Source organism: Aerococcus sp. L_32 (assembly GCF_050689315.1).
The window spans coordinates 1-829 of sequence record NZ_JBOEQF010000809.1 but is presented as its reverse complement, the minus strand read 5'-3'; the positions used below and the strand labels follow the sequence as shown (position 1 = coordinate 829).

At 38.0% G+C, this 829-nt stretch carries 1 protein-coding gene; it reads right to left on the bottom strand.

Translation table 11 applies throughout. The annotated features are described in order from the left end of the window. Positions 1–159: 159 nt before the first annotated feature. The coding region (locus ACRCJ0_RS16630) for an MBL fold metallo-hydrolase (RefSeq protein WP_431391268.1) at positions 160–829 on the bottom strand (670 nt) is incomplete at its 5' end.

Here is an 829-nt window from a genome sequence, read left to right as displayed (position 1 = left end):
CACTGATGACTGGTCATTTAAATTATTTGGATCATTTGACTGAGACATTTGCTCATCTCCCTCGATTTTTATTTTAGACTCTTAACACTTTGATTATAGTAATTATATTTGAATTGTTTATGACTTTTTACAGGCGATTCTATAAATATTTGTAAAAATTTATAGGGTAAACAAGCTTGTTGGCTTGTCTGGATTTGTATCATATACTTCAAATTGCTCATGAACACCAAGATCAGCTTGAACCATTTTTGATACACATGTTTGATGTGCAATCGACTTCATATTATTCTCTTTAGATAAATGGCCTAGATAGATACGTTTCGTTCTATCCCCAATCATATCAATCATGGCTTGAGCACCGGCATCGTTTGATAAATGGCCCTCATCACCAAGGATACGTTGTTTTAAAGACCAAGGATAAGCACCCATCCGCAACATATCCAAATCATGGTTGGACTCGATTAAATAGCCATCTGAATTCTTCAATAAGCCAATTAACCGGTCACTCACATAACCTGTATCCGTTAGAATGGTAAACTGTCGGTCATCCTTTTGAAAGGCATAAAACTGCGGTTCAGCAGCGTCATGGCTCACACCATAGGACACAATATCCACATCGCCTAAAGTTAGTATATCACCTTGCTCCATGACATGCTGTTTTTCTACTGGGATAACCCCAACCTTACTCCCAATTGCTTGCCAGGTCGCCTCATTTGCATAGACATTTAAATCGTACTTACGCGCTAGAACCCCCATCCCCTTAATATGGTCTGAATGTTCATGCGTAATAAATAAACTATCAATCTCATTGATATCGCGATTAATGCCC